We start from the raw sequence: 25,274 nt of genomic DNA, 5'->3' as shown, positions 1-25,274 counted from the left end.
TGTCGCGCAGGTCCTGCGCTGACCGCCTCGCCTTCGTCATTTGTGCGGCTGCGCTTCGCTTGCCGCGAGCGGGGGCTCCGCCACCCGCACCCCCTTGCGCCATCGCTTCGCTCGGCTCCGTGGTTGGCCGCCGCTGTCTGCTGACCGGCGCGACTTGCTCGCCGCAGTTGGCTGACTGGCTGGGGTTGCTCGCCGCGGTCGGCTGACCGGCGGGGGTTGCTCGCCGCCGTGGAGTTCCCGGCGTGGGCTGAGCATCGACTCCGGCTCAACGGCGTGGATTGACCATCGCGGTCGGCTGACCGGCGGGGGCTGTTCGCCGCGGTGGTATTCCGGCGTGGGTTAAACGCTCCGGTTTGCTGACCGGCGTGGGTTGATAGCCCCTGGTCGGCTGACCGGCTCGGGTTGCTCGCCGCCGTGGTGTTCCGGCGTGGGCTGGGCGCCGCGATCGGCTGACCGGGATGGGTTGGTCGTCGCGGTTGGCTGGCCGGCGGGGTTGATCGCCGCCGTGGTGTTCCGGCGTGGGCTGGGCGCTGCAGTCGGCCGACCAGCTTGGGTTGGCCGCCGCGGTTTGCTGGGCGGCGTGGGGTGATCGATCTGGTCGGCTGAGTGGCGCGGGGTGCTCGCCGTCGTTGGCGGTCCGGAGGTTGGCCGTCGGGGTTGCGTTTCGGGGCGGGGTGCTCGCGGGCCCGGCTGACGGGCTTGGGGTCCTGCCGCGGGTGGCTTTGCCGTGGGGGTTGGCCCAGGCAAGCGACGTAGCAGGGTGGGCGGGTTGGCCGCCGCGATCCGGCGGCCGGTGGGGGTCGGTCGGCGCGGAAGACGGCTGATCGAGGGCTTTGAGGTGGGCCGTTGGCGTGGGCGGGTTGCGGGGCGGCCGATCGTGCCTGAGGTGTCGAGCGCCGGGGGCGAACTCGGTGAGTTGTGAGTTTTGGTCCGAAATCACGTTTCGCGGTAGCCAAAATCGACAACTCGGCGGCAGTTCGGTCGGGGGGGGGTTGTACGATCGGGGTCGAAGTTTGATGGGGATCGAAGTTGGGAGTGGGGATGCGGGCGTTGGTGCAGGGGGCGTTGGTGGGGCCGGGGGCGTTGGTGGTGGGGGATGGGGTGGAGGTGCCTCGGGCGGCGGCCGGGGAGGTGCTGGTGAAGGTTGGGGCTGCGGGGGTCAACTTTGCGGACGTGATGCAGACGCGCGGGGCGTATGACGGCGGACCCGAGGCGCCTTATGTGGCCGGGTTCGAAGCGGCTGGGGAGATCGTGGCTGTTGGGGACGGGGTGGATCCGGCGTTGCTGGGTGCCCGGGTGATCGGGACTGGGCCGGGGGCGTTTGCGGAGTACGTGGTGATGGGGGTCGACAGCCTGGCGCGGGTGCCGGCGGGGTGGCGGGATGAGCAGGCGTTGGGGCTGGTGCTGAACTGGGGTACGGCGTTGGCGGCGTTGCGGCCGTTGGGGCAGCTTGCGGCCGGGCAGGTGGTGTTGGTGCATGCGGCGGCCGGGGCGGTGGGGCAGGCGGCGGTGCGGTTGGCGAAGCACTACGGGGCGACAGTGATCGGTACGGCGTCCGCGGAGAAGCATGACGTGGTACGGCGGCTCGGCGCCGACGAGCTGATCGACTACCGGGCCGCGGATCTCGTGAGTGAGGTACGGCGGCTGACGGGCGGCCGGGGCGTCGACGTCGTACTGGAGTCCGTGGGTGGGGAGACGTTCGGCAAGAGTCTCGAGGTGGCGAAGCGGGTGACGGGGAAGGTCATCGTGTACGGGGTTGCTGGAGGCGAGGCGTCGGTCAGCAACTGGGAGTTGAACTTCAAGCACCAGGTGCACGTGATCGGGCTGCACATTGGAGTGTTGGGTCAGCACGCGCCGGAGATGTTTGCCGAGCTGATGGCGGAGCTCGACAAGTTGATCGAGATCGGGGTCTACCCGCCGGGGGAGCCGACGGTGTACGACCTGGCCGACGGGCCGAAGGTTCTGGCCGAGCTCGAAGCACGGGCGACCGTCGGCAAGCTCGCACTCAAGCCCTAGGCGCCTAACGGGATTGGGCTACTCGTAGGCCTAGGTCTTCGATGGCGAAGGTGGGGTGGGAGCGGCGGCGGACTGTTGAGCCGACGGAACGCGCGGCGTCCGCGAAGCCGCCGCCTCGGAAGATGCGGTAGGAACCGTAGGTCGACGGGTCGTAGAGGTCCCAGCACCACTCCCAGACGTTGCCGAGCATGTCGTGCAGACCCCAGGCGTTGGGCAGTTTCAGGCCGGCGGGGTGGACTTGGCCGGAGGAGTTGTCGGCGTACCAGGCGATGTCGTCGAGCTCGCCGTAGCGATAGGAGGGCGTGCCGGCGGTGCAGCCGTGTTGCCACTCGGCCTCGGTCGGCAGGCGATAGCCGTCGGAGTCCCTGTCCCACAGGACTTCAGAACCGTCGATCCGGTACGCCGGGGACAGGCCGAAGTCGGCCGAGAGCTCGTTGCACAGGGCAATTGCGTCGAGCCAGCTGACGTTGGTGAGGGGTACGTCGCCCTCGCCGACGACGGGGATACGGGCGAGGCGGAAGGCGGCCAGGTCGACCTGCCACTGGGTGCCGAGGCGGTCGTCCCGGAGGGTGATGGTGCCCGCCGGGATGTCGACCATGGAAAGCATTCGAGCACCCTAGTAGTAGCGCCGGAGCTTCGGCCACAGAGTTGACCACGGCTCGGCGGGCCCGGCACACAGCACCAGCGCCGTGCCGTCCTCGTCGTTCGAGACGATGTTGTCGATCGTGCCGACCTCCGAGCAGTCGCGGAAGTGTGCCTCGTACGCCGGTGATCGCTCGAGCTCGACCAGCAGCACCGGCCCGGTCTGGGTGTCGGCGGGGCGTTCCCAGTCGGCGAAGCTCATGTGACCCGAGTACGCCGTCGGCAGCCCCAACGGTGGCCCGTAGCGGCGCAGTGCACCGGCCTCGCCATAGTTGCCGGTGAAGATCGTGGCCGTCGAGCGCTGGTCAGCCGGTATTCGATCCCACTCCGCTTTCACAGCTGTCGCCATCGAGGGCCAGCCGATCTGCTCGCCCTGCTCCTGGTTCACCGGGATCACGAGGTCGACCGCCGACGCCGGCAACACGGGCAAGGTGAAGATGGCCGACGTCACCGCGGTCAGCGCGAGCCCGACCGCCACAACCCCGCGCGACCAGGACGCAACCCGCTCAGCCCCGGCAGCCACCAGGACAAGCAGCAACGGCAGCGCGTAGTACGACTTCCCGCCGACAGCCAGTACGACGACGCACAGCAGCGGATACGCCAACGCGACAGACCTCGCCCACGGTATCTGCCACAGCCGCCGGAATCCGACCACCCAGACCGGGATCAGGAACGGCGACAACTGCAGGAGTTGCAGCGGGATGAACGTGATCCGGTTCTCGGTGCCGTCGTCCTCGCTGATGCCGCCGGCCACCGTGAGCTGCGGCCAGTCGTGCTGGAACTGCCACAGCACATTGGGCAGCGCCACCAGCCCGGCGACCGCAACACCGGCGAGGAGCCACCACGACCGCAGCACGCTCCGTGGACCGACGATCAGCAAAGCCACAAGCAGCGCCCCGACCGGCAGCACCACCAAATACTTGTTCTCCAGCGCGATGCCCGCAGTCAGACCAAGCGCAAGCCACCAACGCGCGTCCTCCGTCCGCAACAGCTTCACCGCGAACAGGCAGATCAGCATCCACGCCAGCAAGTCGTACGTCGCAGTCGACACCAGATGACCGACACCCAGCACGAACCCGGACACCGCGGCGCACACCGCGGCCAGCACCTGCCCGCGCCGACCGCTCCCGAACTCTCGCGCGATCAACGCCACCACCACGATCGTGACCGCACACGCAACCGTCGACACCACTCGAAGCCCCATCGGCGTGTTCCCGAACAGCGACGACGAGACGCGCGCCAGGAACGGGGTGAGCGGGGGCTGGTCGACGTACCCCCAGGCGAGCTTCTGGCCGGCCACCAGGAAGTACAGCTCGTCTCGGTGGTACCCGTACCGCCCCGACAGGACTGTGAGCACAACCCCGACGACGGCGGCGACGGACACCACCGGAACGGCTGCGAAGGCGGGCACTGAAGGCCGGGGCTCGGTCATGCGGGAATGTTGTCAGCCCGCAGCCGCCCGGACCAGGAACCGAACCGGACTTCTCCACGCACTTCGCAGGCTCAGTTCAGGAAGAAGGGGCGTTCGTCGCGATCCAGCAGCAGCACGCGGCCGGTCAAGGCGTCGTCCTGGACGAAGCGGACGACCGCATCGGTGAGGTCCTCGAGCGGCACGAGCTCAGGCCCGCGCTCGTCCTCGGGCAGCTCCGCGCGCTCCCGGATCCCGCGCTCAGTCCCGACCCAGTCGGGCACCACGCAGTTCACGCGCACCCCGTGGCTGTCCGACAGCGGGGCGAGCACCGCGGTCAACCGGATCAGCGCGGCCTTGGCGGCGCTGTACTCCGGCGAGACATGTGGCCCGAATCCCAGGCCTGCCGTCGATCCGACGTTCACGACGGCGCCGCCGCCCGCCTGCTGCATGCCAGGCAGAGCGAGCTGCGTGGTCAGCATCGGCGCTCGCAGGTTCAGGTCGAGCGACGCCGACCAGCGCTCGACCGAAGCCTCCGGAAAGCACGGCCGTAACGACGGGCCGCCGCCGGCGTTGTTGACGAGGATCTGTGGTTGACATGCCATCAGGTCCGCGACCGCCCGGTCGTCGCGCGTGTCGACCTCGGCGAACCGCGCCGCGACGCCGATCGAGGCGCAGGTTTCCAGCCCGCCGTCGGTGTCGATGTCCGCGACGACCACCGAGGCGCCTTCGGCCGCGAGCCGTTGCGCGATCGCCCGGCCGATCCCGACCGCGGCTCCGGTGACGACGGCGAGTTTCCCGTCGATCTTCATGTCTGACCACCTCCGGAACCCACGCTCCCACCGTCCACCGACAATGCGACATGATGTTGGTATGCCAACCGGACAAACCGGCCTGCTCTACCAGCAGCTGAGCACCCACGTGCTGGAGCAGATCCGCCGCGGAGCGCTGCGGCCCGGCGATCGGGTGCCCTCGGAGATGGAGCTCGCGACCCAGTTCGAGGTCAGCCGGATCACGTCGAAGCGGGCGCTCGAGGTGTTGCGCGAGGCCGGGCTGGTCGAGCGGATCCGCGGCCGGGGCACGTTCGTCGTGCGGAACCTGCCAGACCTGACCGGAGTCACCGTCCCGCTGAAGGGCCGCGTCCCTCGGCCGAAGCACGAGGCCCGCTCGGTCGCGTTCGTCGTACCGGACATGTCCGAGGCCTACGGGCTGGACCTGTTGAACGCCATCGAGGAGCGGTGTGCGGAGTACGGCGCCCATCTCGTCGTACGGCGGACGCATGGCCGGCAGTCCGACGAGGAGAAGGCAGTGGACTCGCTGGTGGCGACCGGTGAGGTGGACGGGCTGATCGTCTTCCCAGTGCACGGCGACTACTACAACGCCAGCCTGCTGCGGCAGGTGCTGGACGGGTACCCGGTGGTGCTCGTCGACCGGCACCTGTCCGGCATCCCGGTCGCCGCAGTGCACACCGACAACGTCGCTGCCTCGCGAGCGCTGACGTCCCGTCTGCTGGATCGCGGCCACCGGCACATCGCCTTCGTCTCGCCGCCGCCGGTGAACACCTCGTCGATCGAGGACCGCCTGGACGGCTTCCGGGCCGCTTTCGACGGCCGCGGCCACGCCTACGAGCTGACCGAGCTGCGCAGCACGCTGCCCGGGTCGACGACGCCAGACAGCATCCGGGCGGATGTCGACGTGATCCGCGCGTTCCGCGAGCGGCTGCCGCAGGTGACGGCGTACGTCGCTTGCGAGTACAACCTGGCGCGGATGGTCGACCGGGCGCTGCACGGGGAGCAGGTGGTCGCCTGCTTCGACTCACCGGGGGACTCGATCGGCGGACCGCCGTACCTGCACGTCCGGCAGGACCAGCGGGAGATGGGCCGGCGCTCGGTCGACCTGCTGATGGCCCAGTTGCGCGGCGAGGCCGTGCCGAACCTGTCGATCGTCCCGTTCGAGCTCGTTGATGCCGAAGGCAACTGAAGACCTGACTTTCGGCAGTACGGCGCGACCGCGCCGACTGTGTAGCGTCGGGCGCGTGAAGTGGCGGCGCTTGGGAGACGTCGGCCTGTGGGCCGTGCTGTGCTTCCTCGTGCTCGCGGAGAGCGGCGCCCGCGGCGACCCCTACTGGTTCCAGGGCGCCTGCTTCGCGGTCCTGTTCGCCGGAGTGTTCCTCCGCCGGGTGCGGCCGCTGCTGGCCTTCACCCTGGTGGCCTGGGCGCAGATCGTGATCCTCGCGTTCGCCCTCGGTACGACGCACGGAGTCCAGATCGCCCTGGTCCCGGCGATCACGCTGCTGAGCTACCTGGCCGGGCGGCGGGAGACACAGCTCAAACACTTCGTCCTGGTGTGCAGCTGGTCGCTGGCCGGGCTACTGGTGCTCAGCCTGGCCGTCCGTAGCGAGGAGCAGGCGACGGAAGCAGTGCTGAGCTGGCTGGTCATGCTGCTGCTCGCCCTGCTGCTGGTCGTCCTGCCGTGGCTGATCGGGCGCTACCGGGCGCAGCAGGCGCTGCTCGCGTCGGCCGGCTGGGAGCGGGCCGAGCGGATCGAGCGCGAGCAGCGGATGGCGATCGACCAGGAGCGGCTGCGGGAGCGGTCGCGGATCGCGCAGGACATGCACGATTCGGTCGGTCACGAGCTCAGCCTGATCGCGCTGCGGGCCGCCGCATTGGAGCTGGACCCATCGCTGCCCGAGGAGCACCGCAGGGCCGCGTCTGAGCTGCGGGAGATGGCCGGTACGGCGACCGACCGGCTCGGGGACATCATCGGCGTACTGCGAGACACCGAGGCACCACTGGTCCCACGCGACGAGGACGTGCCCACTCTGGTCGAGCGTGCGGCTGCAAGCGGCCTGTCGGTGCGGCTGATCCAGGAGGGCGATGCGGAGCTGTCGCCGATGGTGGACCGCGCAGTGCACCGCGTCGTACAGGAGTCGCTGACGAACGCGAGCAAGCACGCGCCCGGTGCGGCGGTGACGGTGAGCGTGACGTGCGCGGAGGACGACGTGCGTGTGCGGATCGTGGACTCCGGCGCCGTGCGGCCGGTGCCGGAGTCCGTGCCGTCGTCGGGTCGCGGTCTGGACGGGCTGCGGGAGCGTGTCCGGCTCGTCGGTGGCACGCTGACCGCCGGGCCGTACCAGGGTGGTTTCGAGGTCGTGGCGACGATGCCGCGGGCAGGTGGCCGACCGGAGCCCGAGGAGGAGCCGCAAATGTCCGCGGCAGCCGCTGAGCGGGCCACGGTACGGCGCAGTGTCCGTCGCGGCCTGATCACCGCCGTCGCAGCCCCGCTGATCCTCGGTGCGGTGATCGGAGTGGTTGCCCTGGGCTATTACCTGATCGCCGGCTACAGCTCGATCCTGCGACCGAGCGAGTACGACGCTCTGACCGTCGGCCAGCCCGAGCGCGAGGTGGAGAAGGCGTTGCCTGCGATGCAGATGATCGACCCGCCCGGCGAACGCTACGACCCACCGGCCGGCTGGACCTGCCGCTACTACCGGCCGGACGGGCCGTTCTCGATCACGTACGCCTACCGGCTCTGCTTCGCCGACGGCGTGCTGGTCGCGAAGGCGATGGTGCAGAGCGGCTCCGTGACCCCGACGACCGAGACAGGATGACTGCGTGATCAGGGTTCTGCTGGCTGACGACGAGGCGATGGTGCGGGCCGGCGTCCGGGCGATCCTCGGGACCGACGACGAGATCGAGGTCGTCGCCGAGGCGGCCGACGGCGCGGAGGCGATCGAAGCGGTACGGCGGCATCGGCCGGACGTCGCCGTACTCGACATCCGGATGCCGCGGATGGACGGGCTGGCCGCCGGGGCGGAGATCCGGCGCACGATGCCGGAGACGGCAGTCGTGATCCTGACTACGTTCTCCGAGGACGCCTACATCGCCCGCGCGCTGGGGGACGGGGCCAGCGGTTTCCTGCTCAAGTCAGGCGATCCGCGCGAGCTCATCGCCGGCCTGAAGGCTGTTGCGGAAGGCGCCGCCTACCTGTCGCCGCGGGTGGCGCAGCGCGTGATCGCCGAGCTGAGCGCGGGGTCGGGTGGCGGAGCGATGGCCCGGGCAGCGGCTGCCAAGGAGCAGGTCGCCGTACTCAGCCCGCGGGAGCTGGAAGTGCTCGGTCTGGTCGGGTCGGGCCTGTCCAACGCCGAGATCGCGCAGCGTCTCTACCTGGTCGAGGGCACGGTCAAGGCCTACGTCAGCGCGGTCCTGCTCCGGCTGGGCGTGAAGAACCGGGTCCAGGCCGCGATCGTCGCCTACGAGGCGGGTCTGGTGACCGGCTGAACCGGGGTTGCCGACGCTCCGGGTGGTGACGCCTTGTGGACACCCAGTCATGGGATAGTGGTGCCCTCCCGGGGGCCTCACCCCTCCGGAATCGATCCAGCAACCTCTGGGGCCCACTGGCCCCCTCTCACAGAATCGGGGATCCAGGTCGTGACCGACTCGCACAACTCCGGACAGCACAAGGACCGGGAAGCGGCGGCGGCCGAGGTCCGGAGAATGTGGCAACCGACCCCTTCCTGGACCCAGCCGGACCCGAACCAGGCGCCCGAGAGCGACCCCGAACCCGCGGAGAAGCCCGACGAGCAGCCGGACGCGCTGTCCGAGGACTTCCCGGGCGACTCGTGGTCCCGGCCGTCCGGCCAGGGCCAGGCAGCGCCCTGGGCCCAGCCGCCTGCTCCGTCGACGCCGCCCGCCCCCTCCTGGGCCCAGCCGGCCGCCGACTCGAGCAACTCGTGGACCCAGCCCGCGAGCGAGCCGGACGAGTACGACGAGGAGGACCAAGCCAGCGCCGACGGCGCCGGTGCGCACAGCTCCGGAGCCGGGAGCGCGCTGGGCGCCGGTGCGGCCGGTGGTGAAAGCGCTGCCGGTACTCACAGCGCCGGTGCTCACAGCGCCGGTGCTCACAGCGCCGGTGCTCAGAACGCAGCCGGTGCCGCCGCGGGCGAGGCATTCGGTGGCTCGGCTTTCCACGGCTCCGGCGCCGGCTTCAACAGCGGTCCGGCGGCCGCAGGTCCGGCTCAGGGTGGACAGCAGCTGTCGCCGCAGGCCCAGCACTTCTTCCCGCAAGGCATCCCCGGTCAGCAGGCTCCGCAGCAGCGCGAGGTGTCGTACCGGACCGACGAGCTGATCCAGGCGCTGCCGCTGCCGCGGGAGGCTCCGGCCGAGCGCGGCGTGCGGAGTGTGCTGCGGCTGCGTCCCGGTAGCTCCGAGCGGCTGGAGCGGATCGCGCGTGCGACCGCGGCGACCGCGTTCCGGCGTCCGGTGACGATCGTCGTCGCCAACCCCAAGGGCGGCTCGGGCAAGACGCCGACCACGCTGCTGCTGGCCGGTGCGCTCGGCCAGGCCCGTGGTGGTGGAGTCGTGGCCTGGGACAACAACGAGCTGCGCGGCAACATGCACCTGCGCACGCATGACACGAACAGCCGGTCCACTGTCACGGACATGCTGCAGGCGATGCCGATGCTGACCCAGCCGGATGCCCGGCTCGGCGACGTCGCGGCCTACCTGCGGCACCAGGTGGCGGGTCAGTACGACGTGCTGACGTCTGCGACCACGACGTACGCGCAGATCGAGGCGAAGGACTTCGACCAGATCCACCGGTTGCTGAGCCGGTTCTACAAGGTCCTGGTGATCGACACCGGGAACAACGAGGGCTCCAGCAACTGGCGGGAGGCGATGAAGGCGGCCGACGCCCTCGTCATCCCGATCAAGTGGAAGAGCCTGTCCTGCGCCGCCGCCGTGCAGATGCTGGAGGAGCTGGACAACCAGGGCCCGGAGGCGCAGCGGCTGATCCGCCGTGCGGTGATCGCGGTCTCGAACGGTCCCGGCGACGTCAACAAGGAGGTCGAGAAGCAGCTCCGCCCGTACTTCGAGTCCCGCGCGGCCGCCGTGATCGACATCCCGACCGACATGCACATCGCAGCCGAGGGGCCCCTCGACCACTCGGCCCTCCAACCCGCCACCCGCCGAGCCGCCCTGGAACTCGCCGCCAAGGTCTCCGAACAAATCACCATCGCCCTCAACGTCCCCCGCTGAGCCAACACGTAGTCGCCCAGACCGCCATGGTCTGGGCGACTTCGTGTTTCTAGGCGTCTCGGCGGGTCAGGACTCGTGAGCCGGCTACCAGGGCGGCTGCGGTCCAGGTGAGGAGGACCAGGACGCTGACTGTGGGGGAGACGGGGTCGGTGGAGCCGCTCAGGAAGTTTTGGCCGGCGCCGCCGGGGAGGAGGGCGGCGATCCAGACGAGCACGCGGAGGCCGCTTTGGCCGAGCATCAGGGGGAGGACCATCAGGAGGAGGAACGCAGCGGTCAGGGTGCCTGCCGTACTGCGGACCACCCAGGCGATCCCGGCGGAGAACAGACCCGCCGCGGTGAGGTAGAAGGCGACCGACAGCACGTCGGTCACGAGCGGCTGCAGGTCCCAGTCAGCCCACGACCCCGCCATCAGACCGCCCGTGACAGCCGCGACCGTCGCGAGCAGGATGCCGTAGACGAACAGGACCGGGGTCAGCACGACCGCCTTGGCCAGTACGACGTTCCGCCGTACCGGAGTCCACTGGACGGTCGAGCGGATGCTGCCGGTCGCGTACTCCGAGGTGACTGTGAGCAGCGCGAATGCGGCGACGATCACCTGCAGGATCAGCGTGGCCGAGATGCCGAACCCACCGACCGCCTCCGGGCCCACTACTCGCCCGGGCTCGGGATGGTCGTTGTCGTACGCCGTCCCCAGGCCGAACTGAAGGCCCAGCAGGGCTGCCAGCAGCAGGGCGGACCCGATGTTCAGCCAGCTCGACCGGACGGTCCAGAGCTTGGTCCATTCGGACCGTACCGCGTCGCTGAGGCGCGACGTCGACTGGAGGCTGAGAGTTGCGGTGGTCATCGTTCGCCTGCTTCCACGAGTTCGGGCTCGACCTCAGCCTGAGGCTGACGCTTGCGGAGTTGGTGCCGGACGACCTCGACGATCAAGGTGACCGCGAGAGCCAGGCCGATGCCGAGGATGACGCCCTTCAGCGGGTTGTCCTCGAAGGCCTTACCGCCGATGTAGCCGACCAGCGCGCAGTACACGCCCCAGCTGGCGGCAGCGATTCCGGCGAAGAGGGAGAACTTGCGCAGCGGGTAGCGGACCGACCCCATCGTCAGCGTGACTGCGGTCCGGCCGCCTGGGACGTAGCGGGCGACCACGAGGACCAGTCCGCCGCGTTCGGCGAGCGCTCGCTGCGCCCAGAGAGCCATGGCATGTCGCTTGGTCCCTGGCTGCAAGCGGTCCAAGAGCCGGCCACCTGCGCCTCGGCCGAGCAGATACGAGACGTGGTCACCGACGAAGGCGCCGGCTGCCGCGACCACCATGACGCCCCAGAGGCTCGGCTCACCAGTGGCCGCGAACACACCGGCCGTGACGACCAGAGTCTCGCTCGGCACCGCCGGGAAGAACCCATCCAGCGCTGCGAAACCCCACAGCGCCAGGTAGATCCACCACGACGACATCAACTCCTCGGTGAAGTGCAGGATGGCGTCACTCATGACGCAACGCCGTACTGGACGCTGTCGGCGGTCAGCTCCATGTAGGCCTCTTCCAGCGAGGCATGCTCGGTGTGGAGCTCGTGCAGCCGGACACCGAGCTCGTGCGCGAGGTCGCCGACCCGCTCCACGTGGACGCCGGTCAGGATCAGCCGGTCGTCCGCCGACTCGACCCGCTCCGCCTCAGTAGTGAGCTTGTCGCGCAGTACGACGAGGTCCGCACGATCCGGCACGCGTACGACGACGGTCGTACGAGACGACCCGGCGATCACCTCGGCGACCGGGGCGTCGGCGATCAGGCGGCCCTTGCCGATCACGACCAGCTGGTCGGCGGTCTGCTGCATTTCGCTCATCAGGTGGCTGGACACGAACACGGTCCGGCCCTCGGCCGCGAGTGAGCGCATCAGCCGGCGGACCCAGCGGACGCCGTCCGGGTCGAGCCCGTTCACCGGCTCGTCGAACATCAGCACCTCGGGGTCGCCGAGCAGGGCACCCGCGATCCCGAGCCGCTGGCCCATGCCGAGCGAGAACTCGCCGGCCCGCTTCCGGGTGACCGAGTCGAGGCCGACGACCGTCAGCACCTCGTCGACCCGGCTGACCGGGATGCCGTTGCTCTGCGCCATCGCGACCAGGTGGTTGCGGGCACTGCGGCGCGGGTGCAGGGCCTTGGCGTCGAGCAGCGCGCCGACCTTGGCGAGCGGCTTGGGCCAGGCGGCGTACGGGCGGCCGTCGATCAGGGCGGTGCCGTCCGTCGGGGAGTCGAGACCGAGGATCATCCGCATGGTGGTTGACTTGCCGGCGCCGTTCGGCCCGAGGAAGCCGGTCACCTGGCCGGGTGCGACGGTGAGGTCGAGCGAGTCCACGGCGGTGGTGTCGCCGTACCTCTTCGTGAGTCCTTCGAGCGTGATCACGCCGGGTCCCCTCCTGGTTCGAGTGATTGACTCGAACCTAGGAATTCCGGCACCCCCTCCACATCCGGCGGTCGGCTGGTCCGACCCCCTACTTTCGTCAGGTGTTCCCGGACCTGTGGATACGACGTCGGGCCGGGGTGCCGGAGTCGATACCATCTGTGCGTGAACGGCCCGCAGTTCCGCGGACCGTCGGAACCGAGGAGTGAACGTGCCGGAAGTCAAGGTCCATCTGGTCGGCGTCGAGGGCGAGGCTGAGCGGAGTGTGACCGAGACGACGACGATCGGGGAGCTGTTCGCCGGGATCTTCGGCCAGGACCGCTCCGCCATCGCCGCCCGCGTCAACGGTGAGCTGCGCGACCTGTCCCGGGTCGTCGCGGACGGTGACGAGATCGATCCGGTCAAGGCCGGCTCCGAGGACGGCCGGGCGATCATCCGGCACTCCACCGCGCACGTGCTCGCGCAGGCCGTGCAGGAGCTGTTCCCGGAGGCCAGGCTGGGCATCGGCCCGCCGGTCGAGAACGGCTTCTACTACGACTTCGACGTGCCCACCCCGTTCACACCGGACGACCTGGGCAAGCTCGAGAAGAAGATGCAGCAGATCATCAAGGAGCGGCAGCGGTTCAGCCGCCGGGTGGTCTCCGACGACGACGCCCGTACCGAGCTGGCCGCGGAGCCGTACAAGCTCGAGCTGATCGGGATCAAGGGCTCGGCGGCCGACGCGGCCGAGGGCGCCAGCGTCGAGGTCGGCGGCGGCGAGCTGACGATCTACGACAACGTCCGGCGCGACGACTCGGTCGCCTGGAAGGACCTGTGCCGTGGCCCGCACGTGCCCGCCACCGGGTATCTGGGCAACTTCAAGCTGATGCGGACGGCGGCGGCGTACTGGCGGGGGAGCGAGAAGAACCCGCAGCTGCAGCGGATCTACGGGACGGCGTGGGAGTCGCGCGACGAGCTCAAGGCGTACCTGACCCGCCTGGAGGAGGCCGCCAAGCGCGACCACCGCAAGCTGGGCACCGAGCTAGACCTGTTCAGCTTCCCCGACGAGATCGGCTCCGGCCTCGCGGTGTTCCACCCCAAGGGCGGCGTGCTGCGCAAGGTGATGGAGGACTACTCGCGCCAGCGGCACGTCGAGGACGGCTACGAGTTCGTCTACTCGCCGCACATCACCAAGGGCCAGCTGTTCGAGACCTCGGGTCACCTGGACTGGTACGCCGACGGCATGTACCCGCCCATGCACCTGGACGAGGAGCGCGGCGCGGACGGGCAGCTCCGCAAGCAGGGCCAGGACTACTACCTCAAGCCGATGAACTGCCCGATGCACAACCTGATCTTCGGCGCCCGCGGCCGCTCCTACCGAGAGCTCCCGCTGCGGCTGTTCGAGTTCGGCACCGTGTACCGGATGGAGAAGTCCGGAGTCGTGCACGGCATGACCCGGGCCCGCGGCTTCACCCAGGACGACGCGCACATCTACTGCACCCGCGAGCAGATGCGTGACGAGCTGCGCGCGCTGCTGACGTTCGTGCTCGGCCTGCTCGCCGACTACGGCCTGGACGACTTCTACCTCGAGCTGTCCAGCAAGAACCCGGACAAGTTCGTCGGTTCCGACGAGGCCTGGGAGGAGGCCACCGAGACGCTCCGGGAGGTTGCCGAGAGCTCCGGTCTCGAGCTGGTCCCGGACCCGGGCGGCGCGGCGTTCTACGGCCCGAAGATCTCGGTCCAGGCCAAGGACGCGATCGGCCGGACCTGGCAGATGTCGACGATCCAGCTGGACTTCAACCTGCCGGAGCGGTTCGAGCTGGAGTACACCGCGCCGGACGGTTCCCGGCAGCGGCCGGTGATGATCCACCGTGCGCTGTTCGGCTCGATCGAGCGGTTCGTCGCGGTCCTGACCGAGCACTACGCCGGCGCCTTCCCGCCCTGGCTGGCCCCGGTCCAGGTGACCGGCATCCCGGTCACCGACGGGCATGTCGACTACCTGTACGACGTCGCCGCCAAGCTCAAGGCGCAGGGCATCCGGATCGAGGTGGACGCCTCCGACGACCGGATGCAGAAGAAGATCCGCAACGCGCAGAAGTCCAAGGTGCCGTACATGCTGATCGCCGGTGACGACGACATGGCCGCCGGCTCGGTCTCGTTCCGGTACCGGGACGGCTCGCAGAAGAACGGCGTGCCGATCGCGGACGCGATCAGCGAGATCGTCGAGGCAGTCGCGAAGCGCGTCCAGGTATGACCGAAACCCCCGACCAGCCGCCCGGCGCCGTACCGGAGTCGCCGTACGCACCGGAGTCCCCGTACGCACGGGAGTCGCCGTACGCACCGGACGAGGTGGTGGCGCAGGACGGCGTCGGGGTGCCGGATCCGTTCATGCGGCTGTGGACGCCGCACCGGATGGCCTACATCGAGGGTGAGAACAAGCCGACCAGCTCCGAGGCCGGCTCGGGCTGCCCGTTCTGCCGGCTGCCGGGCCTGCCGGACACCGACGCGCTGATCGTGCACCGGGGTGCGGCGGCGTACGTGGTGCTGAACCTGTACCCGTACAACCCCGGTCACCTGATGGTGGTGCCGTACCGGCACGTCGCGGACTACACCGAGCTGACCGAGGACGAGGTCGCCGACGTGGCCAGGCTGACTCGCGAGGCGATGCACGCGATCCGGACGGTGTCCGGCGCCCAAGGGTTCAACATCGGCATGAACCAGGGCGAGATCGCCGGCGCCGGAATCGCGGCCCATCTGCACCAGCACGTCGTACCGCGGTGGTCGGGCGACACGAACTTCATGCCCGCCATCGCGCACACCAGAGTGCTGCCGCAGCTGCTCCCGGACACCAGAGCCCTGCTGGCGAAGTCCTGGCCGAGCGAGCCCTAGACAGCAAAGTGAAGGACCCCGGCACCTTGCCGATGCCCTTGATCACCGTCGCGGTCCCGTTCGCGTGCCCGACTGAGCGGCGGTCGAGAGCGCGATCGCTACGGCGCTGAGCGACGCCCCGGGTCGCCCGACCGGCGTGTGGCGGTGGCTCGAGGTGCTGGTGGTCGCTGCGATCATCGCCTTCACACCCTTGTAGATCGTTGCCAAGGACATCTACCCGGAATCGGCGACCTTCGCCCCCGCCGCCGAGAAGGTCTGCAAACGGTGGTCGCCGCCGGCGGTCAAAATCGCCCGCGCATGGCGATTTGGGCCGGACAGTTGGTCAGCGCAGGAAGAGCGGCAGCAGGGGGTCGACGAGGCCGAGCAGGGTCTCGAGCGGGATCTCGCGGGCCGGGTTCGTCAGGCCGGTGACGCGGACGACGCGGCGGCCTTGGCGGAAGACGAGTTCGCCCGCGTCGGGCAGGTAGTACCCGGGCCGGCCGATCGGGGCGAGACGTGGCGGCGGCACCCGCTGCGCTTCCGGAATGGTCTCCTGGTCGAACGCCTCGACGATCGCCACGGTCGAGTCGAACGTGCCCCAGATACACGTCAGCGCGCCGTTCACCCGGTAGTCCCGCCGCAGCTGGACATGCGCCCCGACGAACTGCTCGGCCGCCGAGTTCGACACCTGGCACGCCGAGTCGGACTGCCGCGAGTTCCGAAGAGTCTTCGGTACGGCGTTCCGCGTGGCCAACGCGATCGCCACGGCCTTGGCCCGGTCGATGCCGCCGGTCGCCGTGATCCGCACCGCGCGATCGGCGGCCGGGAAGACGATCAGCGAGTCCGCAATCCGGGCCTCCGGGCCGACCTCGGACAGCTGCTCGCGCGAAGGGGCTCCGCTGAGCAGCCGCTCGAGGGAGTCGCTCTGGCGGGGGAGCGCGCTGACACCGATGGTCAGCGGCCGGCCGTCCACCACGAGAGTGCAGAGGTCGAGCGCTGGGAGGCCGCCGTCGTTCCAGGCGTTCGGCTTCGCGGTCACGGTCACGTTGAGTGACGCGGCCAGCGGTCGGGCGATCGCCGTACACACCTGTGGGCCGGGTGCGCCCGCCGTACCGTCCAGTCCTTCGGCCTGTGGAGGGGCGACCACCGTGGGTACGACGGCCGGCTGCGGTGACGGGCTGGGCATCGGCCGGGCACCGTCGGCGTTGCGGGCGACCGAGCAGCCGGCGGAGACGAGAGCGAACGCACAGGCGAGGGCGCAGAGCTGTCCCGTCCTCCGTCGCATGGGCGCACCTCCTCGCTGTGTCCAGCATCCCGCGAAACCGGCTCTCGCGCAGGTTTGATCACGCGGTTTCGGCCGCCGTTGGGTGGTGTGTGACCGGATGGTGATCCGGCTCGACTACGATCGCGTCGCCATGCTTAACAGATTCCGGCAGTTCTGGACCAAGGTGATCACCCCGATCGCCAACCTCCTGCTCAAGCTCGGCGTGAGCGCCGACGTGGTCACGCTGGTGGGCACCATCGGGGTGTCCGCCGGTGCCTTGATCTTCTTCCCGCGCGGCGAGCTCTGGCTGGGCGTCCTGGTCATCACCTGCTTCGTGTTCTCCGACCTGATCGACGGCCACATGGCGCGGACGTCGGGGACCTCGTCGAAGTGGGGGTCCTACCTGGACTCCACGCTGGACCGGATCGGCGACGGCGCGATCTTCGGCGGCCTGGTGATGTACTACGCCAACTCCCGCGAGGGCGACTCGACGCTGATGGCCGCGGTGACGCTGTGGGCCCTGGTGATGGGCGCGGTCACGTCGTACGCGCGGGCCAAGGCCGAGAGCCTCGGCCTGCAGGCGAGCGGCGGACTGGCCGAGCGCGCCGACCGGCTGGTGTTCACGCTCGTCGTCGCGTTCTTCTCCGACGTGCTGAACCTCCCGATCCTGCTCCAGATCGTGATCTGGTACCTCGCCGCCGCGAGCACGATCACGGTGATCCAGCGCTCGCTGTCGGTCCGCAAACAGGTGCTGGCCGACCCCGCGAACGCCGGCCTGGACAACCCACCGGCCCCGCCGACGCCGCCGACCCCTCCGGCCGAGCCGGACACCAAGAACTGACGTGATGGACGGCGTCCGGCACCGGGCGGTCGATCTGGCCTTCGCCGTCGCGTGGATACTGGTGCGCCGCCTGCCCGAGGGTGCCGTCACCTGGCTGTTCCGGCAGGCCGCCGACCGGACCTACCGCCGGAACGGCCGCGGCGTACGGCGGCTGCGCGGCAACCTGGCCGTGGTCAGCCCCGACGCGGACCTGGACGAGCTGACGAAGGCCGGGATGCGGTCGTACCTGCGCTACTGGCAGGAGGCGTTCCGGCTGCCCGAGTGGACCGACGAGGAGATCGTCGGCCGGGTCCGCACGGTCAACGAGAAGCTGCTCCGCGACGCCTACGCGGCCGGACGCGGGGTGATCTGCGCACTGCCGCACCTGGCGAACTACGACCACGCCGGCGCCTGGGCCGGACTGACCGGAATGCCGGTATCGACGGTCGCCGAGCGCCTGCGGCCGGAGTCACTGTTCGACCGCTTCATTGCCTACCGCAAGAAGCTCGGTATGGAGGTCCTCCCGCTCACCGGCGGCGACGAGGACGTCACCGGAATCCTGGCGGAGCGGTTGCGAGCCGGCGGATTCGTCTGCCTGGTCGCCGACCGGGACCTGTCGGAGCGTGGCGTCCCGGTCACGTTCTTCAACCGCCCGTCCCGGATGCCTGCGGGGCCTGCGGCGCTGAGCCTGCGTACCGGCGCGCCACTGATCCCGGCGACCCTGCACTACGACGGCCCGGACCTGGTGATCACGTTCCACGACACGATCGACCCGGACGGCGGCACCGCCGCGATGACCCAGCGCTGCGCCGACGCCTTCGCCAAGGGCATCACCGCCCACCCTCAGGACTGGCACATGCTGCAGAGGATTTTCCTGGACGAGTAAGAATCGTCCCGTGAGGATCGGTGTGGTGTGTCCGTACTCGCTGGGCACGCCCGGCGGGGTGCAGAACCACGTCCGGGACCTCGCGGAGGCGCTGCTTGCGCTCGGCCACGAGGTGTCCGTCCTCGCGCCCGTCGACGACACCGACTCGGCGCCGCCGTACGTCGTCTCGTCCGGCCGGGCGGTCGGGGTCCCGTACAACGGGTCCGTCGCGCGCGTCACCTTCGGTCCGCGGACCGCTGCCCGGGTGAAGAGCTGGCTGGCCGACGGGCACTTCGACGTCGTCCACGTGCACGAGCCGACCACGCCGAGCGCGTCGATCATCGCGCTGTGGTCGGCCGGTGGGCCGTTCGTCGCCACCTTCCACACCTGGCAGGTCAGGTCCCGCGCGATGAGTGCCGCGGCCGGGCTGCTGCGCCCGGCGCTGGAGAAGATCGACGCCCGGATCGCCGTCTCGGAGAACGCCCGCTCGATGATGGTCCAGCACATCGGCGGCGAGGCGGTGGTCATCCCGAACGGTCTCTACGTCGAACGCTTCCGCGGGACCCCACGGCCGGAGTGGCAGGGCGCCGACGGCACGATCAGCTTCATCGGCCGGATGGACGAGCCGCGCAAGGGGCTCGGCGTCCTGCTGAAGGCCGTGCCTGCCTTGGTTGCCGAGCGCCCCGACCTGCGGGTCCTCGTGGCCGGCACCGGTCAGGCGGACGAGGCGCGGCGGTCGCTGCCGGAGAGCTGTCGCGCCAACGTCGTCTTCCTCGGGGCGATCGACGACGCGGCCCGGGCCGACATGCTGTCCGGCTCGGACCTCTACATCGCGCCGCATCTCGGCGGTGAGAGCTTCGGGATCGTCCTGCTCGAGGCGATGGCTGCCGGTGCGCCCGTGCTCGCCAGCGATCTGCCCGCGTTCCGGCTGGTGCTTGACGGCGGCCGGGTTGGGGAGTTGTTCGAACCAGGTGATGCCCATGAACTCACCACTCGGGCTCTGCGCCTCCTCAGTACGCCTGACGAGCGCGACAAGCTCCGCGTGTCCGGGCTGAGCGCCGTACAGCGCTATGACTGGTCGGTGCTGCTCCCCGAACTGCTTGCCGTGTACGAACTGGTGGCTAGGTGAGCTCTGCGACTGCGCGGACGGTGGTGAGGGTCGCGTAGCCGTCAGTGAGGAGGGCGAGGTCCGTGCCTTGGTCGGCGCGGGCGCGGTTCTCCTCGACCGACGTACGCACGAAGTCCTGACCGGCCTCGGCGACCGCCATCTGCACCTGACCGAAGGTGGCGAGGGATGCGGTCTCCAGGCCCTTCACGGCGTCCGCCGGGCGGTCCGGCACGTTCAGGTTGAGCACGAAGCCCTCGGCCAGCTCCTGGAGCTTCGGCAGCAGCTCGCGGACGTAGTGCGCAGCGGCTGACCAGTTGTGCGCCTCGTCGCTGGCCTCGTCGAGCACCTTGAGCGCGTTGCCGCCTCGGTCGGCGCTCAGCGGGGACAGTACGTCGAGTGACGCGGCCAGCGCAGGCATTCCGTACGCCGCCGCAGTGAACGCGGCCCCGACCGTCCCGGAGTGCAGGATCGCCCGGCCGGCGTTGGCGCCGCGGTTGATCCCGGACATCACCAGGTCGGGCGCCGGTCCGAAGGTGTCGAGCGTGGCCAGTACGACGATGTACGCCGGCGAAGCGGCGACGCCGTACGCGGGGATGCCGTCGAAGTCGGTGTGGGTGATCGCCACCCGGCCGTCGTCGGTGTAGGCGCTCAGTGCCGCGCTCACACCGCTGGCTTCCTCGGACGGCGCTGCCACGACCACGTCCAGGCCCGCGTCGCGTGCCGCGGTCGCGAGCACGCGGATGCCGGGGGAGGCGATGCCGTCGTCGTTGGTGATCAGGACGCGTTGACTCACGAGGACTCCAGCGGCTCGAGCTCGACCAGCTTGACCAACTCGGCGATCGCGTCGGCGCGGCCCGAGCCGAGACCGTGCCGGGTGACGTTGAGCGTTCCGGCCGCCGCGCCCGTGCGGATGGCCTCCTTCATGTCGCCGCCGTGGGCCAGTACGGCGACCACGCCGGCCGTCATCGAGTCGCCGGCGCCCCGGTGGTCCCGCACGGTGAGCTCGGGCACGCGCACTCGGTACACGTCGTCCTCGATGAGCGCGATCGCGGGCTTCTCGGCCCGGCTGACCACGACCGTCTCGGCGCCTTGGTCCTGCAGGCGACGGGCCGCCTTGACGATCGACTGCTCGTCGTCCTGGTCCGCGAGGTCGTCCTCGTGCAGTTCCTCGTCGCTGATCTTGATGAAGTCCGCGCCTGCTTCGAGGACTGCGGTGAGGTGATCGCCCCGCAGGTCGGCGGCGATCCGGGCGCCGTTCTGGCGGAGGTCGGTCGCGAGCCGGCTGTAGGTGTCCGGCGGGACGAGCGACGGGTCGGCCGCTCCGCTCAGCACGCAGAGGCCCGCTTTCAGGCCTTCCGACAGTGCCAGTGCGTAGAGGTCGTCACCGTCGTGGCGACCAAGAGGCGAGCCCGGGTTCTCGGCGACGACCTTGCGTTCTTCGCCCTGCCGGTCGTGGACGTACCATCCGCTGTCCGCGTCCCGGCGTACCAGTTTCAGCTCCAGCCCTTCAGCGTCGATCTGCGAGGTCAGCGCCCGTCCGACCTCGCCCTTCCCGATCACCGCGCAGAATGTCACCGGCACGCCCAGGGACGAGACCATCCGGGCCTGCCACAACCCCTGGCCGCCCGCGTGCAGGTGCAGTTCCGGCTCTTCTCCGTGCCGCTCCACCGTCACAGTGAGCTGCGGCATCGGGGCGAACACCATGACTCCCATGGGCCCCCGGTACCCACTTAGCTCCGGCGTGAGCGGAACGTGTTCAGCAGGCTGCTCCGGGTGTCGGCGGGGAGGCCGTCTCCCGGCAGGTCGGCCAGCGACGCGGTGGTGAGCTGCATCTGCTCCAGATAGCGCTCACAGCCGTCGCACAGCGCGAGGTGATCGATGAAGTCCTGCTCGGCCTCCGGGCTCAGGTCGCCTTCCAGGTACGACGTGATCAGCTCGACGAACCCGCGGCAGTCGAGATCACTCATGACGCTCGCCCTCCTGCATGTAGTACTCCTCCAGTTTGCCGCGCAGGAACGCCCGGGCCCGATGCAGCAGCACCCGCTGGTTCGCCGCCGTGATCCCGAGCAGCTCGCACACTTCGTCGTACGGGCGTCCCTCGACATCCCGCAGTACGACGACCAGCCGCTGCCGCTCGGGGAGCTCGGTGAGCGCTTCGCTGAGCCGGTCGCGGACCTCGCCGGTCAGCAGACCCTGCTCCGGCGTCGGCCAGGCCGGCGGGAACTCCCACCAGTGACCGGGGAACGGGACGCCCGCGCCCGCCGGGCGGAACCGGCTCGGGTCGACGGTCGGGCCGGAGTCGTCGACGCTGCTCATCGGCACCACCTTGTGCTCCCGGGAGCCGCGCCGCTTGGCCGTGTTGGTGAGGATCCGGTACACCCAGGTCTTCAGCGACGACCGGCCCTCGAACATGTCGATCCCCTCGATCACCGCGAGCCAGGTCTCCTGCACGACCTCGGCGGCCGACTCCTCGGTCGACACGAACGACCGCGCCACCCGCAGCATCCCGCCGGACCACCCGTCCAGCAGCAGCGCGAACGCATCCTCGTCCCCGCTCCGCAACCGCTCGACCAGTACGCCGTCGGTCATTGCGTCAGCGTAGTGGAGCACGGTTCCGGACCCAGACGAGCGCCGCACCGGCCAGCCCGACCGCGCCGGTCAGCATCCAGCCCGACACGTACACCCCGAACTGCTTGCTCACGGCCCCGAACACCAGCGCGAACGGCGTGAAGACCAGCCACGACACCGCGCCGATCCCGGACACGACGCCGGTCCGGATCGTCGACGGTACGGCGTCGTGCAGCAGGCGGCTGACGTGGATCCCGATCACCACGAGCAGGAAGCACAGCGCGACCATCGCGACGGTCAGCGCGATCAGGTCCCGACTGCTCGTCAGGGTCAGGCAGGCGGCGAGCATGACGAGTACGACGATCGCCACCGGGAGCGGGCGGTGGAGGCGGAGCCGGCCGGCGAGCAGTCCGCCGATGCCGAGGGTCGCGACCAGGACCGCCCAGAACGGGCCGTAGTACACCGCGGACGCCTCGAGCGTGATCAGCCACAGCGGACCGAACTCGAACACCGCCTGCAGAATCATCGCCGCCATGATCGACGCGGCCGCGATCGGGACGAGCCGCCCGCGGTGGGTGATCGCTCGGTAGGTGACGGTCAGGTGGTGCCGGAGCGAGGTCCGCTCGCTGGTCTGGTGCAGGCGCGGCTCGCAGAAGCGGGTCAGCACGACGAGGTAGGCCAGCACGAAGGGGAGGGTGAGGATGTACGTCGCCCGCGTCGACAGGATCGAGGCGAGCCAGCCGCCGGCGAGCGCACTGGCCACGAGGGCGACGCTCTCGACGAAGCGGACACGGCCGATCTCGCGTTCGTATCCGTCGCCGTCGCCGGTCTCCTCGAGCACCACGTCGTACACGACGGCTTCGATGGTGCCGGAGTACATCGCGAAGTAGACGCCGAAGAGCAGCGCGGCGACGATGTAGCTCGCCACGTTCTGGCTGAGTGCGGCGACGGCGAGACTCACCACCATCGCCAGCCCCGAGAGCATCAACACACCCCGCCGCGACCACCGGTCCGCCAGGACCCCCGACACCACCTCGGCCACCGGCACCAATGCCGCGTAGGCAGCAACCATCACCCCGAGAGTCGCCGCGTCGAACCCGATCTCACTCATGAAGAGCTTCTCGACCGGCACCCATAAGGCAAACCCCTGCAGGAAGGTCCCCACCCACAACGGCGCCAACCGCCGCCGCAGAGACGGCCGCTCCGCGGCGCAGGAGTGTCGGGCGAGCCGGTGCCCCTCCCCACCCTCCTCGTCCGCGCGGAGCGCGGGAGCGTGCTCGGGCTGGACCGCGGTGGTGTTCGACATGACTACCTCTGCAGGGCTCGGGTTATCCGGTCAGCTCTGCAGTGTCATGAGGGCGGGAAGTGTTACAGCAGTTTGGCGGCGGTTGCCTGGATCTGGTCCATGTCGCCGGGGGTGGGGTGCCACGGGAGCTTCAGCGGGTCGTCCTGGTAGCGGGGGACCACGTGCAGGTGGGTGTGGAACACGCTCTGCCACGCCTCCGCCCCGATGCAGCTGAGCAGGTTCGCGCCTTCGGCGTCCAGGCGCTCGATCACCCGGCTGACCAGCGACTGGGCCAGCAGAGTCGCGGCGATCAGGTCGTCGGCGTCCGCCTCCCGAAGATCCGTGGAGTGCGTCCGCGGCACCACCAGCAGATGCCCGGGCGTCGCCGGGTTGATGTCCATGAACGCGATCGCCCGCTCGCTCGACGCCACCTGCGTCGACGGAATGTTCCCGGCCACGATCCCGCAGAAGAGACAGTTCTCGGTCATCGGCCCAGGCTAGTGCCTGCCCTCGCAGTACACTGCGCGAGCCGGATCCGCCACCCGAGGAGCCCCATGCCGGACGAACTGCTGCGCCCGACCATCGGGGCCGGTGTGGACATGTCGGTGCGCCCGTGGCGGCTGATGTCCCAGACGTACGTCGCCTTCTTCGGCGGGGTGATCGCTTCGACCACGATCGCGTTCCTGAACGCCCGCCGGCTCGGCGTGGACGCGGCCAGGCAGCGCCTGATCCTGCTCACCGGCGCCGCCGGGCTGGCCGGTGTGATCGCCGTCTTCGCCCTGCTGAACACCGACGACGGCGTCACCTCCGGGCTACGGATCGCGATCCGGGTGGTGGCCGTCGTGTGCTGCCTGGTCCAGCTCCGCATCCAGCGCCCGATGGACCGCGCGTTCCAGCTCCGCGGCACCGACTACGGCTCCCTGTGGGGCCCGGGCCTCGCGGTGACCATTGGCGGCGCCGTCGCAGAAGCACTCATCCTTGTCCTCGTGGCGGTGGCCCTGTGAACGAACCGACCGAAGCCCGCCTCCAGATGGCCGGCCACTGGCTGCAGATCGGCCACCCCGAACGCACCCTCGACGAGCTCCAGGGCCTCTGGGGCGACGCGGCGGTCGACTACCGCGCGTATCTGTTCCGCGGAGCCGCCCTGCACGCCCTCGACCGCAACGCCGAGGCCGTCGACGTGCTGAAGGACGGCCTCGCCCAGCACGGACCGTTCCTCCCGATGCTGCAGGTGCTCGGGTCGTCCCTGCGCGCTGTCGGTCGCCTGCCGGAGGCCGAGGCGGCGTTCCTCCAGGGCCTCAGCCTGGACCCCAATGACCCCGACCTGCTGATCGGCTACGCGCACGTCTGCCTCACCGCCGGACAGGCCGAGAAGGCGAGCGCCCTGGTCGAGCGCGCCGCCTCCCACGCACCCGAGAGCGCCGCGGTCGCCGCGGCCCGGGCGCAGGTCGCCTTCGCGCTCGGCAAGGACCGCGACATGCACCGCCACAGCACCGAGGCCCTCTCACACGACCCCGAGGACCCCGGCGCCCGAGCCCTGCACGGTACGGCGTCGATGCTCACCGGCGACTCGCGATCGGGCTACAACTCCCTCGCCTCCGCGGCCGCCTCCCAACCCGGTGACGCCGACCTCCGCGCCGCGGCCCGCGAGGCGAAGCTGCTCAACCACCCGCTCATGCGCCCGCTCCGCCCGTTCCAGCGCTTCAACCCACTGGTCGTCTGGATCGCCGCGGTCGCGGTCATCTACGGCCTCCGCCTGGCCGGCCTCGCACCCCTGGCCTTCCTCGCCGCCATCGGCTGGTTCGGCTTCTGCATCTACTCCTGGGTGGCCCCACCCTTGGTCCGCCGCTGGCTCAACCGAAAGTGGGGCGCATGACTGTGTTGAATTGCCGGGCCTCCGGCGCCGGCGGGTCATGGGGCTGGAACTCCCGGCCTTCCCTCGTCCCTCCAGTCGCTTCGCTCCCTCCGCTCCTCAGTCCAGGCCGGGAGGCCCCATGACCGACCGCATCGCTGCATTGCGCAAAGC

General features: G+C 70.0%; 25 protein-coding genes. 12 read left to right on the top strand and 13 right to left on the bottom strand.

Annotated elements, in window-relative coordinates:
* The first annotated feature begins 1,041 nt into the window (after nucleotides 1-1,041).
* Nucleotides 1,042-2,016 carry an NADPH:quinone oxidoreductase family protein gene (locus AB0H36_RS44950; protein WP_360537775.1) on the top strand — a complete coding sequence of 325 codons (975 nt, stop codon included), beginning with the start codon at nucleotides 1,042-1,044 and terminating at the stop codon, nucleotides 2,014-2,016.
* 4 nt (nucleotides 2,017-2,020) lie between these two features.
* On the opposite strand, the gene AB0H36_RS44945 is transcribed toward AB0H36_RS44950, so the two are convergent.
* From AB0H36_RS44945 to AB0H36_RS44935, 3 genes are all read right to left on the bottom strand, one after another.
* Nucleotides 2,021-2,623 (bottom strand): SUMF1/EgtB/PvdO family nonheme iron enzyme, encoded by a 603-nt coding sequence (locus AB0H36_RS44945; protein ID WP_360537773.1) that lies wholly within the window; start codon nucleotides 2,621-2,623, stop codon nucleotides 2,021-2,023.
* A 9-nt stretch (nucleotides 2,624-2,632) separates the two neighbouring features.
* Nucleotides 2,633-4,090, bottom strand: coding sequence for a glycosyltransferase family 39 protein (locus AB0H36_RS44940; protein WP_360537771.1), 1,458 nt, complete (start codon nucleotides 4,088-4,090; stop codon nucleotides 2,633-2,635).
* Nucleotides 4,091-4,161: 71 nt separating this feature from the next.
* Nucleotides 4,162-4,878 carry an SDR family oxidoreductase gene (locus tag AB0H36_RS44935; protein WP_360537769.1) on the bottom strand — a complete coding sequence of 239 codons (717 nt, stop codon included), beginning with the start codon at nucleotides 4,876-4,878 and terminating at the stop codon, nucleotides 4,162-4,164.
* Between the two features lie 61 nt (nucleotides 4,879-4,939).
* Between AB0H36_RS44935 and AB0H36_RS44930 the strand changes: the two genes are divergently transcribed.
* The 4 genes from AB0H36_RS44930 to AB0H36_RS44915 all read left to right on the top strand — a co-directional run bounded on the left by AB0H36_RS44930 (nucleotide 4,940) and on the right by AB0H36_RS44915 (nucleotide 10,101).
* Nucleotides 4,940-6,046: a GntR family transcriptional regulator gene (locus AB0H36_RS44930; protein WP_360537767.1), complete on the top strand. Its 1,107-nt coding sequence runs from the start codon at nucleotides 4,940-4,942 to the stop codon at nucleotides 6,044-6,046.
* A 55-nt stretch (nucleotides 6,047-6,101) separates the two neighbouring features.
* Complete coding sequence (locus AB0H36_RS44925; RefSeq protein ID WP_360537765.1) at nucleotides 6,102-7,676, top strand: histidine kinase; 1,575 nt, start codon at nucleotides 6,102-6,104, stop codon at nucleotides 7,674-7,676.
* Nucleotides 7,677-7,680: 4 nt separating this feature from the next.
* Nucleotides 7,681-8,346, top strand: a complete 666-nt coding sequence (locus AB0H36_RS44920) for a response regulator transcription factor (RefSeq protein WP_360537763.1) — start codon at nucleotides 7,681-7,683, stop codon at nucleotides 8,344-8,346.
* A gap of 150 nt (nucleotides 8,347-8,496) precedes the next feature.
* A complete protein-coding gene (locus AB0H36_RS44915; protein WP_360537761.1) occupies nucleotides 8,497-10,101 on the top strand; it encodes an AAA family ATPase in 1,605 nt (534 codons plus the stop codon).
* A gap of 49 nt (nucleotides 10,102-10,150) precedes the next feature.
* Here the strand turns inward: AB0H36_RS44915 and AB0H36_RS44910 are convergent, their stop codons facing one another.
* Genes AB0H36_RS44910 through AB0H36_RS44900 form a run of 3 tightly spaced genes read right to left on the bottom strand, consistent with a single transcriptional unit; the run spans nucleotide 10,151 to nucleotide 12,494 of the window.
* On the bottom strand, nucleotides 10,151-10,945 hold the full coding sequence (locus tag AB0H36_RS44910; protein ID WP_360537759.1) for an ABC transporter permease: 795 nt from the start codon (nucleotides 10,943-10,945) through the stop codon (nucleotides 10,151-10,153).
* On the bottom strand, nucleotides 10,942-11,586 hold the full coding sequence (locus AB0H36_RS44905; protein ID WP_360537757.1) for a DedA family protein: 645 nt from the start codon (nucleotides 11,584-11,586) through the stop codon (nucleotides 10,942-10,944). The genes AB0H36_RS44910 and AB0H36_RS44905 overlap by 4 nt, the downstream gene beginning before the upstream one ends.
* Nucleotides 11,583-12,494, bottom strand: coding sequence for an ATP-binding cassette domain-containing protein (locus tag AB0H36_RS44900; RefSeq protein WP_360537755.1), 912 nt, complete (start codon nucleotides 12,492-12,494; stop codon nucleotides 11,583-11,585). Before AB0H36_RS44900 ends, AB0H36_RS44905 begins: the two co-directional genes overlap by 4 nt.
* Nucleotides 12,495-12,702: 208 nt before the next feature.
* Between AB0H36_RS44900 and thrS the strand changes: the two genes are divergently transcribed.
* Both thrS and AB0H36_RS44890 read left to right on the top strand, forming a co-directional pair.
* The gene (thrS, locus tag AB0H36_RS44895; protein WP_360537753.1) at nucleotides 12,703-14,724 is read left to right on the top strand and encodes a threonine--tRNA ligase; all 2,022 of its coding nucleotides are present in this window, start codon (nucleotides 12,703-12,705) and stop codon (nucleotides 14,722-14,724) included.
* Between the two features lie 134 nt (nucleotides 14,725-14,858).
* A complete protein-coding gene (locus AB0H36_RS44890; RefSeq protein ID WP_360537777.1) occupies nucleotides 14,859-15,359 on the top strand; it encodes an HIT domain-containing protein in 501 nt (166 codons plus the stop codon).
* Nucleotides 15,360-15,681: 322 nt separating this feature from the next.
* On the opposite strand, the gene AB0H36_RS44885 is transcribed toward AB0H36_RS44890, so the two are convergent.
* Nucleotides 15,682-16,623, bottom strand: a complete 942-nt coding sequence (locus AB0H36_RS44885) for a hypothetical protein (RefSeq protein ID WP_360537751.1) — start codon at nucleotides 16,621-16,623, stop codon at nucleotides 15,682-15,684.
* Nucleotides 16,624-16,753: 130 nt separating this feature from the next.
* Here AB0H36_RS44885 and pgsA point away from each other — a divergent pair, with 130 nt between their 5' ends.
* The 3 genes from pgsA to AB0H36_RS44870 are packed head-to-tail and all read left to right on the top strand — an operon-like array spanning nucleotide 16,754 to nucleotide 19,416.
* The gene (gene pgsA, locus AB0H36_RS44880; RefSeq protein WP_360537749.1) at nucleotides 16,754-17,443 is read left to right on the top strand and encodes a phosphatidylinositol phosphate synthase; all 690 of its coding nucleotides are present in this window, start codon (nucleotides 16,754-16,756) and stop codon (nucleotides 17,441-17,443) included.
* 4 nt (nucleotides 17,444-17,447) lie between these two features.
* Nucleotides 17,448-18,308: a phosphatidylinositol mannoside acyltransferase gene (locus tag AB0H36_RS44875; RefSeq protein ID WP_360537747.1), complete on the top strand. Its 861-nt coding sequence runs from the start codon at nucleotides 17,448-17,450 to the stop codon at nucleotides 18,306-18,308.
* A 10-nt stretch (nucleotides 18,309-18,318) separates the two neighbouring features.
* Nucleotides 18,319-19,416: a glycosyltransferase family 4 protein gene (locus AB0H36_RS44870; RefSeq protein ID WP_360537745.1), complete on the top strand. Its 1,098-nt coding sequence runs from the start codon at nucleotides 18,319-18,321 to the stop codon at nucleotides 19,414-19,416.
* Here the strand turns inward: AB0H36_RS44870 and AB0H36_RS44865 are convergent.
* The 6 genes from AB0H36_RS44865 to AB0H36_RS44840 form a co-directional block, all read right to left on the bottom strand.
* On the bottom strand, nucleotides 19,409-20,188 hold the full coding sequence (locus AB0H36_RS44865; RefSeq protein ID WP_360537743.1) for a 5'/3'-nucleotidase SurE: 780 nt from the start codon (nucleotides 20,186-20,188) through the stop codon (nucleotides 19,409-19,411). The genes AB0H36_RS44870 and AB0H36_RS44865 overlap by 8 nt on opposite strands.
* Complete coding sequence (locus tag AB0H36_RS44860; RefSeq protein ID WP_360537741.1) at nucleotides 20,185-21,108, bottom strand: PfkB family carbohydrate kinase; 924 nt, start codon at nucleotides 21,106-21,108, stop codon at nucleotides 20,185-20,187. Before AB0H36_RS44860 ends, AB0H36_RS44865 begins: the two co-directional genes overlap by 4 nt.
* A gap of 17 nt (nucleotides 21,109-21,125) precedes the next feature.
* Nucleotides 21,126-21,362, bottom strand: coding sequence for a zf-HC2 domain-containing protein (locus AB0H36_RS44855; protein WP_360537739.1), 237 nt, complete (start codon nucleotides 21,360-21,362; stop codon nucleotides 21,126-21,128).
* Nucleotides 21,355-21,984: a sigma-70 family RNA polymerase sigma factor gene (locus AB0H36_RS44850; protein WP_360537737.1), complete on the bottom strand. Its 630-nt coding sequence runs from the start codon at nucleotides 21,982-21,984 to the stop codon at nucleotides 21,355-21,357. The genes AB0H36_RS44855 and AB0H36_RS44850 overlap by 8 nt, the downstream gene beginning before the upstream one ends.
* Nucleotides 21,985-21,988: 4 nt before the next feature.
* Nucleotides 21,989-23,269, bottom strand: a complete 1,281-nt coding sequence (locus AB0H36_RS44845) for an MFS transporter (protein ID WP_360537735.1) — start codon at nucleotides 23,267-23,269, stop codon at nucleotides 21,989-21,991.
* A gap of 62 nt (nucleotides 23,270-23,331) precedes the next feature.
* Complete coding sequence (locus AB0H36_RS44840; protein WP_360537733.1) at nucleotides 23,332-23,736, bottom strand: HIT family protein; 405 nt, start codon at nucleotides 23,734-23,736, stop codon at nucleotides 23,332-23,334.
* A 66-nt stretch (nucleotides 23,737-23,802) separates the two neighbouring features.
* Between AB0H36_RS44840 and AB0H36_RS44835 the strand changes: the two genes are divergently transcribed.
* Together AB0H36_RS44835 and AB0H36_RS44830 are read left to right on the top strand one after the other, a co-directional pair.
* Nucleotides 23,803-24,252 carry a hypothetical protein gene (locus AB0H36_RS44835; protein WP_360537731.1) on the top strand — a complete coding sequence of 150 codons (450 nt, stop codon included), beginning with the start codon at nucleotides 23,803-23,805 and terminating at the stop codon, nucleotides 24,250-24,252.
* A complete protein-coding gene (locus AB0H36_RS44830; RefSeq protein ID WP_360537729.1) occupies nucleotides 24,249-25,124 on the top strand; it encodes a tetratricopeptide repeat protein in 876 nt (291 codons plus the stop codon). The genes AB0H36_RS44835 and AB0H36_RS44830 overlap by 4 nt, the downstream gene beginning before the upstream one ends.
* Nucleotides 25,125-25,274 lie beyond the last annotated feature (150 nt).

Origin of the sequence: Kribbella sp. NPDC050820, assembly GCF_040653975.1 — a bacterium.
In the GTDB taxonomy this organism is placed as follows: domain Bacteria; phylum Actinomycetota; class Actinomycetes; order Propionibacteriales; family Kribbellaceae; genus Kribbella.
The sequence above is the reverse complement of the archived record's forward strand: the minus strand, read 5'-3'. Positions and strand labels throughout refer to the sequence as shown.

Bases quoted from the DNA above. Each gene is read 5' to 3' on its own strand.
- AB0H36_RS44885 (WP_360537751.1), bottom strand. From the start codon at position 16,623: ATGCGACGGAGGACGGGACAGCTCTGCGCCCTCGCCTGTGCGTTCGCT.
- AB0H36_RS44875 (WP_360537747.1), top strand. From the start codon at position 17,448: ATGGACGGCGTCCGGCACCGGGCGGTCGATCTGGCCTTCGCCGTCGCG.
- pgsA (WP_360537749.1), top strand. From the start codon at position 16,754: ATGCTTAACAGATTCCGGCAGTTCTGGACCAAGGTGATCACCCCGATC.
- AB0H36_RS44840 (WP_360537733.1), bottom strand. From the start codon at position 23,736: ATGACCGAGAACTGTCTCTTCTGCGGGATCGTGGCCGGGAACATTCCG.
- AB0H36_RS44850 (WP_360537737.1), bottom strand. From the start codon at position 21,984: ATGACCGACGGCGTACTGGTCGAGCGGTTGCGGAGCGGGGACGAGGAT.
- AB0H36_RS44935 (WP_360537769.1), bottom strand. From the start codon at position 4,878: ATGAAGATCGACGGGAAACTCGCCGTCGTCACCGGAGCCGCGGTCGGG.
- AB0H36_RS44835 (WP_360537731.1), top strand. From the start codon at position 23,803: ATGCCGGACGAACTGCTGCGCCCGACCATCGGGGCCGGTGTGGACATG.
- AB0H36_RS44930 (WP_360537767.1), top strand. From the start codon at position 4,940: ATGCCAACCGGACAAACCGGCCTGCTCTACCAGCAGCTGAGCACCCAC.
- AB0H36_RS44945 (WP_360537773.1), bottom strand. From the start codon at position 2,623: ATGCTTTCCATGGTCGACATCCCGGCGGGCACCATCACCCTCCGGGAC.
- AB0H36_RS44910 (WP_360537759.1), bottom strand. From the start codon at position 10,945: ATGACCACCGCAACTCTCAGCCTCCAGTCGACGTCGCGCCTCAGCGAC.
- AB0H36_RS44845 (WP_360537735.1), bottom strand. From the start codon at position 23,269: ATGTCGAACACCACCGCGGTCCAGCCCGAGCACGCTCCCGCGCTCCGC.
- AB0H36_RS44905 (WP_360537757.1), bottom strand. From the start codon at position 11,586: ATGAGTGACGCCATCCTGCACTTCACCGAGGAGTTGATGTCGTCGTGG.
- AB0H36_RS44860 (WP_360537741.1), bottom strand. From the start codon at position 21,108: ATGGGAGTCATGGTGTTCGCCCCGATGCCGCAGCTCACTGTGACGGTG.
- AB0H36_RS44855 (WP_360537739.1), bottom strand. From the start codon at position 21,362: ATGAGTGATCTCGACTGCCGCGGGTTCGTCGAGCTGATCACGTCGTAC.
- AB0H36_RS44890 (WP_360537777.1), top strand. From the start codon at position 14,859: ATGCGGCTGTGGACGCCGCACCGGATGGCCTACATCGAGGGTGAGAAC.
- AB0H36_RS44950 (WP_360537775.1), top strand. From the start codon at position 1,042: ATGCGGGCGTTGGTGCAGGGGGCGTTGGTGGGGCCGGGGGCGTTGGTG.
- AB0H36_RS44940 (WP_360537771.1), bottom strand. From the start codon at position 4,090: ATGACCGAGCCCCGGCCTTCAGTGCCCGCCTTCGCAGCCGTTCCGGTG.